Annotated in this window: 9 protein-coding genes; 1 reads left to right on the top strand and 8 read right to left on the bottom strand. The window is 35.5% G+C overall.

Features of this window, described 5'->3' with window-relative positions:
- Positions 1 to 244, top strand: a 244-nt coding sequence (locus ACT3QP_RS13525; protein ID WP_444525863.1) for a hypothetical protein, incomplete at its 5' end; no start/stop codon positions are given.
- A gap of 32 nt (positions 245 to 276) precedes the next feature.
- On the opposite strand, the gene ACT3QP_RS13520 is transcribed toward ACT3QP_RS13525, so the two are convergent.
- The 8 genes from ACT3QP_RS13520 to ACT3QP_RS13485 all read right to left on the bottom strand — a co-directional run.
- Positions 277 to 984, bottom strand: coding sequence for a hypothetical protein (locus tag ACT3QP_RS13520; RefSeq protein ID WP_192520677.1), 708 nt, complete (start codon positions 982 to 984; stop codon positions 277 to 279).
- Positions 985 to 993: 9 nt separating this feature from the next.
- Positions 994 to 1,701, bottom strand: coding sequence for a hypothetical protein (locus ACT3QP_RS13515; protein ID WP_444525862.1), 708 nt, complete (start codon positions 1,699 to 1,701; stop codon positions 994 to 996).
- 83 nt (positions 1,702 to 1,784) lie between these two features.
- Positions 1,785 to 2,594 (bottom strand): WG repeat-containing protein, encoded by an 810-nt coding sequence (locus ACT3QP_RS13510; protein WP_444525861.1) that lies wholly within the window; start codon positions 2,592 to 2,594, stop codon positions 1,785 to 1,787.
- A 407-nt stretch (positions 2,595 to 3,001) separates the two neighbouring features.
- The gene (locus ACT3QP_RS13505) at positions 3,002 to 3,700 is read right to left on the bottom strand and encodes a hypothetical protein (protein WP_192520673.1); all 699 of its coding nucleotides are present in this window, start codon (positions 3,698 to 3,700) and stop codon (positions 3,002 to 3,004) included.
- Between the two features lie 10 nt (positions 3,701 to 3,710).
- The gene (locus tag ACT3QP_RS13500; protein ID WP_444525860.1) at positions 3,711 to 5,183 is read right to left on the bottom strand and encodes a hypothetical protein; all 1,473 of its coding nucleotides are present in this window, start codon (positions 5,181 to 5,183) and stop codon (positions 3,711 to 3,713) included.
- Positions 5,173 to 5,868 carry a DUF2345 domain-containing protein gene (locus tag ACT3QP_RS13495; protein ID WP_444525864.1) on the bottom strand — a complete coding sequence of 232 codons (696 nt, stop codon included), beginning with the start codon at positions 5,866 to 5,868 and terminating at the stop codon, positions 5,173 to 5,175. The genes ACT3QP_RS13500 and ACT3QP_RS13495 overlap by 11 nt, the downstream gene beginning before the upstream one ends.
- A gap of 260 nt (positions 5,869 to 6,128) precedes the next feature.
- Complete coding sequence (locus ACT3QP_RS13490; RefSeq protein ID WP_192520984.1) at positions 6,129 to 6,812, bottom strand: hypothetical protein; 684 nt, start codon at positions 6,810 to 6,812, stop codon at positions 6,129 to 6,131.
- 8 nt (positions 6,813 to 6,820) lie between these two features.
- A partial coding sequence (locus ACT3QP_RS13485; protein ID WP_444525859.1) for a hypothetical protein occupies positions 6,821 to 7,649 on the bottom strand: 829 nt, incomplete at its 5' end.

The following is a 7,649-nucleotide window of genomic DNA, read 5'->3' as shown; positions in this document are numbered from 1 at the left end:
GGCATATAGCCTGTCAGGGTGCATGGGCAGCACGGTGTTGGTCAAGCGTAACATGGTAGTGTTCCTATTCTTAGGGCAATATCATTCAAAGGTAATGTTATTCGGCGAGCGTAAACTCAATACGGCGGTTACGGGTTCGCCCTTCTTCATTATCGTTACTAGCGATAGGGTCTGTGTCACCTTTACCTGTGTAGATATAATCTTGGTGACAGGTTTGTCACCAAGATTATATCTACGGATTTGACAGTAGGAGTTAAGCTTAATCATGTTCAATTGTTAACTGATTGTCAGCGTCATTAACATTTTTAGGTTACATTCTGCTATATCATATTTAGTTCTATTTGCACCCCAAAGTTCAAATAAGACACCGTCATGGCGAATATAAGTATGTATAGTTTCATTATCACTCAACATTTCATTACTCCTAACTTTAGCCATATATTGCTGATAAAGCTGATCTAGTATTGCAGCAGCTTTATCATGATCATCAATCACTAAATCAATAATCTCCGTCATAGCAAAATTTTCTTGATCCAATAGTTGATGTCCATATTTATTTCTTTCATCAATATCTAAGGGAAAGTAAGCAATGTTAGTTATGCTTTCTGATTTCGAAAAACCACCATCACCTTGGATTTGAAGAAAACCGTTAACTTTCTCCAGTAAAAAATCACGTTCAAAGTGATTAGAATAACTTACTTTTTCCCATAAAGGAGATGCTTCCAATCTTTCGATAAATAGCTCTTTCGGTATGACATCAATAGGAGTCTCTCTGCGCACTCCTGTATCAGGCAGTTCCGGTGGATTATCATATTCGGGTGGTTCATAGCATATTACTGGTTTGTTATTATTGACAGGTTCATTTATTATTGCCTGTTCACCATCTTGCAGTAGTGCTGGCTCACTAGCCATGACTTTTGAAATACTTGCGGTTGTACAACTTGCTAATGACAGTGACATTGCTATAAAAATAAGTTTAACCACGAAACACACCTAATTAATTGTCAAGCCTGTTAACATAGCCAAGTTGCACTCTTTGATATAATGACTGGTTCGGTTCATGCCCCAAAGCTCAAACAATATATTGTTATAACGAATATAAGTATGTAAGGTTTCATTGTCACTTAGGATTTCGTTGTTTTCTACTTTGACTGAATATTGCTGATAAAGCTGATTCAGTATTGCAGCAGCTTTATCGTGATCATTAATGACTATATTGATAATTTCTGTCATAGCACTTTTTTCTTGATCCAATAGCTGATGTCCATACTTGTTTCTTTGTTTTACGTTTAAAGGTGAATAAGCAATTTTAGTTATTTTTTCTGACTTCGAAAAACTACCATCACCTTGGATTTGAAGAAAGCCATTTATCTCGCTTAACGAAAAATCACTTTTGAAAGAGTTAACGTGGCTTACTTTACTCCACAAAGAAGAGGCTTCTAACCTTTCAATAAACAGCTCTTTCGGTAAGACATCAATAGGAGTCTCTCTCAATACATCTATTTCAGGTAATGCAGGTAGGCTATCGTATTCTGATGGTTCATAACATATTATTGGTTTATCTGGCTTTATAGGTTCATTTATTATTGTCTGTTCATTAGCTTGCAGTAGTGCTGGCTCACTAGCCATGACTTTTGGAGTACTTAAGCTTGTACAGCTTGCTAATGAGAGTGACATTGCTACAAAAATAAGTTTAACCACGAAATACACCTAATTAATTGTTAAGCCTGTTAAAAGAGTTAAGTTTATCTGTACGGATTTAAAGGCAGGGGTCAAAACTTTTATTATTCAAGCTGATATAAATAATCAGTAGTGACTGGCTTATTTAGACGTTCTCCTTTCATATTTATCAAAAACGTTTCATCATCTTTGATAACCTGAGCTTCTCCATCTCTGAATCTATCAGTGTCATCATATATAAATGGAATAACGACTTCACCTTTTTTATTAATAAATCCCCATTTGTTATTTAGTTCAACATTCGCTAAACCTTCGTTAAAATCATAGCCTTCATCATATTGACACTCAATCACTTCTACAAACTGCTCGTTGATAAAGCCGCGCTTACCATTTCTTTGTACTGAGGCAAACCCTTCATTGAACATATCTATATTTTCATACTCAAAAGGCAGTAGAACTTCACCTTTTGTATTTATTAGCCCCCATTTATTATTTAATTGAACGTCTGCCAATCCTTCATAAAAGTGAGAGGATCGTTCATATAAAAAATCTACAATGACGTTTCCTTGACGATCTATATAGCCCCATTTACCATTTTTTTGCACTCTAGAATAACCTTCAGCAAAACTTCCTGCAAATGAGTACTCAGGTGCAATGACAACTTTTCCATGGTACTTATAGCCCCATTTACCTTCAGACTCAAAAGGTTTGAAATCATAATCATCTATTATGGATGGATCCAATGGGGAGTTGTATAGATATATTGACTTATCGTTTGATGTGGTCTCAGGGCTATTTTTTTCTACACTCAAAACTTGGTTTGCGTCCAATGAGTGATTAATGTTTAGTTTTGTATCATCTATGGTGCAGCCACAAAAGATAAGCGTGGAGGCTAATAAAATCAAATTTTTCATAATAAATTATCCACAGTTACAACGTCCTTTGTTATGTAAAAAATACAACTAATGAATTTTTAGGCTACTCAACATATCAAACCTACAGTGTTCAAGTTCATGAGTAGTATTTCGCCCCCACAGCTCAAAGAGCAAACCATTAAAGCGAACATAAGAAAAGTAGATATCAGTATCTTTTAACTTAATATCGTTTTTCACTTGATAAAATAGCTGTGTTTTAGGTTTAGTTATGAATGTGATATAGGGGATGATGGTGGTGATGTCATTGTTACTTATGTATAAGTATAAAAAGCTACCCGAAAATGGTTTGAAGTAAAAGCAGTCCAAATTAGTCTTATCTATGATCAAGTGGTCAAATGAACCATTTTAATTACTGCTTGGATAGTTTGGAATGATGGGATCTTGTTCTAAGACTTAGGATTATATAAAGATATATCAGTTCTGTCATCATCTTCGCAAAAGGTCATCTCTACCATAACGTATTTAGATTGTTTCTGCTGCACAACACATTCTGTATACTTTGTAATCTTTGGACTATCTAACAATTCTTGGAAGAACTGAGGAGGATTATCTGCACCACTTACATCTATCATCTTATAGATAATGTTTTTCTGAAAATTACTAAAAGCTTCAGTAGGTTTTTGAGGTACTGCTACGTAAAATAGTTTGCCAAAATATTGATCCTTTTCTTTCTCAAAAGAATAATGAATAAAAGTATCATCGGAATATTGAACTAAACCATAAAAACTATTAAGGTCTTCATTTATATTTTCTCCCTCAATTTTTTCAACTTGCATATCATCATAGAATGAGGTCTTTAACTTCTCTGTATTTAATTGTGGCAAAGAAAAGCGTGTCTGGGATTGCTTTGCCGGCGTACTTGTTACTCTTGGTTCCAAATCAACTGAAAAATCATTTTCTATTTCATCTATATCTCCATCTATTGCTGGATACTGTTGACTGGTTAATCCGTTATCTGTATTTGAGACGGGGTTGTCAGTACTTTGATTTTGCTCTATGTCTTTGAGTTCAGTTAACTTATTATCACAAGCTATTAGTGAAAAACTTGATAATAAGGTAATAATAGAAAATCTTAATAATTTCATAATTCTTCCTTTATATTCTATAAATACTTGTATCTTTTTGCATTTTATACCATTGATATCTAGTAAATGACATACGCTTATTGCTATTTGCTCTTTTACTAATGGCTTGCCAAGTATAGTCCATTACTTTATCACTGAAACCTTGATGAAAGGTATATGGAGCCTTGGAATCAAATACATGGCGTAGCGTTAAACTATGACCTATTTCATGAACAAGTGTATCGTTATTGGTAGCTGCTTGTGCGAAGATTATAACAATGTTCCCCCACCTAAACTTACCGCTTGATAATTTGTCTCCAGGGGCAAACCCATTAATTCGACTGATATTAAAATCTAAATAAAAAATAAAAGTTCTAAGATTATAAGGGTCGTTTAACTTGATTTTGCGACCAGTCAAACCAATAGGAGCTTGGTCGCCATGATTTATGAAAATTGCTGAAAGCTCTTCTTTAATCATATTCATAAATTTTGAGCGAGCTGCAGACTCTGCCTTTTCGCGTTGCTCAGATGTTAACTTGCTAGCATTTGGTACCTTAGGAACACCGGCTTTAATATTTAATAAAAATTTAAGAACTCTTTTATTATTTTTATTTTTTGATAGTTTATTTAAGTCGAGCTTTGTTTCTGCTACTGGTTCCGCTCTTATTAAAGCTTGATTAAAAGACTTTAATTTTAAATAATTTTGAAAATCATTCGATTTTTTAATATTTTGTCCTGATGAAGAAGTTACATCTACAAAGACTAAATCTGCTTTGTAAGTAATATTGTTTTTATGCACCATTAACTCACCAACGAGAGCTTCGCAACTATTTGAAACAGCGTAAACAGCAATACTTACGTGTTCTTTCAATAATTCATTTTTAACACCCCTAATTAATACAGCTCTTTTACTAATATAATCGTTTCTGGTTTTACCTTTAGTATCATTTACAGTTGTTACTGTACGACCTTTGGCGAGAATCTTAGCTATTGGTATAGTTTTAGGGGAAATGGTCAACTTCTCAGGAGCTGACGATTCAAACCTCAACGTTTTAAACTTACTTGCGCTCAATGATGAGGTGTTGCCAATCAATTGCTGTAGTTCTAAGTCAAGTTGGATACCATGAGAGTGCATATCTGAGCCACCTTTATATTTCGCAGTGGTCGTATCTGGAAATATGACTAGCCAAGCAGGTAGATAGTCTTTACTTTTTAATTGTTTAGACAGCTTAGCACTTTGCAAGTAAATATTATTAAATTTCGCTATAGAGTCTTTGTACAACTTTTCCCGCGTGTAGACCATCTTTTTACTAAGCTTTTTAGTAACCTCTTCTATAGGATACCTATCAGCATCTCTTGGGTAATCAAACCCATAGCGTCCAGCCATATCTTTTGGCTGTCTAAAATGTACAGTAAACGGTGCGACATCAGATATCGTACATTCAACCGTATAGTCTTTACCGTTTGACGCCCTACCTCCGCTAGTTGGTAAATTATTCGCCATATTTTATGCCCTCAATCTGTAGATGAACATTAAAACCATCAGGAGTACTAGAATAGTAAGTCTCAGTATGACCGTCGTTATCCGTTATCCCTTCAAATTTTTCATCTGTATTTTCATTAGTTATTATGTACGGCGTGTAGCTATAAGGAACTTCATCATCGTTCTTTAGATGAAACCGCAAGCGATACGCCGTCGGAGTAGTCGGCAACCCCGCCAGTCCCTGTCCATCCATCCCGCCACCATCGCGACTATGCTTACCAGCCTTTTCCGTAAACTGCATCGCCGCAATCGTAATATCACCGCCATCTAATGTGATACTTGCACCGCCCGCCGTCAGCGTAATCTTATTCGTTGCTACCACTTCAACTTCCTTGGTCGAAGATGACATATTCACATCTTGCTTTGCTGTCGCTTCAAGCTTCCCTGTATGCGCTGACAGCATAATATTGTCTTTACCATTGGTCATACTGAACTGACCATCAGCAACCACTGCCAAAGACTCACTACTGACCTGATGATGCCCATCACCACTACTCACCATCATATCTTGCTGAGAGGTCGTTATCATCTCACCCATAGATCGTTGAATCAGCGTCTCGTCACTGACATAGCTCGTATCAGCAGCGCCATCGATCAGCGTATAGGGCGCTTGTTGATGGGTTTTGGTTTGCTGCTCCTCTGCGATAGTTTCTAACTGCGTCTTAATCGCTTTATGGTCATTGACCTGACGTCCCAGTCCCGTTGCTAACTGCGTTAAACGCGCCGCTAGGTGCTGTCCGCCAAGACCAGTTTGGGTGAGGGTCGGGGTATGCTGTTGATAATTGTGCTCTTGGACTTGCGCGTGGGTCTGCGGCTGAGTTGATAGAACAAGTGCTTCGCCAGATTTGATACTGATTTGGGCATTGGTAGTGGCGCTGATGCCTTGAAGCTACTTAACAATTATTTTTATTCTAATTCTGGATTATATAAAGCTAGTACTGTTGCATCATCTTCTTCGCAAGAGGTAAGATCTATCACACCGTATTTAGCTTGTTTAAGTTGCACAGTACATCCTGTGTATTTTGTAATTTTAGGGCTATTTATTAACTCTTGAAAGAATTGTTGAGGATTTTCTATACTACTTATCTCTAACATTTTGTATATTAAATTCATATGTAATTTACTAAATTCTTCATTTGATTTATAGTCACTAGATAATGTATATGTTTTACCAAAGTACCCTTCTGTATCTTTAATGAAAGAGTAATCAAAATCAATGCCATCTATATATTGGATATATCCTCGAAATAGATATTTATTTTCATCTAATTGCTTTCCTTTAATTAAGTTGCTATCAATTTCTCTGTATAAATAATTCTTTATTTCTTGAGCCCTCGATTCGGGAAAATAAAAGGGCTTATGTGGTTGACTAACTGGTGTTTTTATTATTCTTGGCTCCCAGTCAACTGAAGGTTCTGATATAACTATATCTGCTTCGATTACTCTCAAAGCATCTTCCTTTATTTTTTCTTCTTCTATAATATGCTTTAAGTTATCAGTATTTTCGTCCTTAGTATTATCGTTTGTTGAAAAGGCGTCACAAGATATCAATAAAATACTTAACATAGGTACTAATAATAAAATTTTCATAAAAACCCTTATAACTTATAGGTGCTTGTGTCATTCTGCATTTTATACCACTGATATCTTGGAAACAAAATTCGTTTGTTTTTATTCTTAGCATTCCTTTTTCCACGATACCAAGTGTAGTCCATTACCTTATTGCTATAACCTTGATAAAATCGATATGGAGCTTTAGAGTCAAAGACATGGCGGAGTGTTAAGCTATGACCTATTTCGTGAACCAATGTATCTTTGTTTGTATTAGCTTGCTTAAAAATTATAATAATATTGCCCCATTGGAATTTACCTCCTACTACATCACCTGGAGCAAAACCGTTTATTCTTCCAGCCTCTAAGTCTGTATTAAAGATAAAAGTCTTTGGGTTTTTCGCATCATTTAGTTTAATTCTATTACCATTTGCGTCGGTATGAATGTGTTTACCGTAAGATTCGTAAATGTCTATAAATTCTTTTTTAATGATATCAAGGAATTTATTCAGAGCATCACGAGCATTTAGACTTGGATCCTTTTTTTGAATTCCAGCAACCCCAGCTCTATAGGTTGCCAAGAAACTTAGAACTTTCGGTTGACTGATTAGATGTAGCTTAAAAGTCGACTGTACTACCTTTTCCGCTCTTATTAAAGCTTGATTAAATGATAAAAACTTTAAATAGTATTCAATATCGCTTGCAGAGTTAACGTTAGAGTTTGATGAAGAAGTCACATCTACAAATACAAGATCCGCTTTATAAGTGACATTATTTTTGTGCACCATTAGTTCGCCAACCAAAGCTTTGCACTTGTCTGAAACAGCATACACAGCGATGCTTTCATTTTGAGTTAGTAATTGATTTTTAACACCT

Origin of the sequence: Psychrobacter sp. AOP7-B1-24, from assembly GCF_052376215.1 — a bacterium.
In the GTDB taxonomy this organism is placed as follows: Bacteria; Pseudomonadota; Gammaproteobacteria; order Pseudomonadales; family Moraxellaceae; genus Psychrobacter.
This window is presented reverse-complemented; position numbering and strand designations above follow the sequence as displayed.

Excerpts from the sequence above, each read along its gene's own strand:
- ACT3QP_RS13500 (WP_444525860.1), bottom strand. The coding sequence starts at position 5,183 with ATGGCGAATAATTTACCAACTAGCGGAGGTAGGGCGTCAAACGGTAAA.
- ACT3QP_RS13490 (WP_192520984.1), bottom strand. The coding sequence starts at position 6,812 with ATGAAAATTTTATTATTAGTACCTATGTTAAGTATTTTATTGATATCT.
- ACT3QP_RS13510 (WP_444525861.1), bottom strand. The coding sequence starts at position 2,594 with ATGAAAAATTTGATTTTATTAGCCTCCACGCTTATCTTTTGTGGCTGC.
- ACT3QP_RS13505 (WP_192520673.1), bottom strand. The coding sequence starts at position 3,700 with ATGAAATTATTAAGATTTTCTATTATTACCTTATTATCAAGTTTTTCA.